Below are 315 nucleotides of genomic sequence, written 5' to 3' on the forward strand. Positions count from 1 at the left end.
TAGCATGCCGGTGTGGTTATCTAGGTTTTCGAGTTTTTTGCTGAGGTTTTCTCCTGCTTTTGAGCCCATTAGACCTCCGGTTACGGTGGCTACTCCTAATTCAGTCCAGTCGAAGTGTTGATGGCGTCTTATGGTGGTGTTAAATGCTTGGCTTGCTGCGTTTTGTTCCATCATTTCAAAGGCACTGGAGGGGCGAAAGTATTTATAGTCATACCTGCCTATACTATTTGATAGGTTTTTAAGAGTCCCTATAGTTTTTAAGCCATAGCCTATGCCTGCGGTAGCGGCTGTGGCCAGACCGGATATCAATGCCCC

General features: G+C 46.3%; 1 protein-coding gene. It reads right to left on the reverse strand.

From position 1 onward, the window contains the following. A partial coding sequence (locus E1P08_RS17310) for a hypothetical protein (RefSeq protein WP_165485231.1) occupies positions 1-315 on the reverse strand: 315 nt, incomplete at both ends.

This window comes from Legionella rowbothamii, from assembly GCF_900639985.1.
Classification (GTDB): domain Bacteria; phylum Pseudomonadota; class Gammaproteobacteria; order Legionellales; family Legionellaceae; genus Legionella; species Legionella rowbothamii.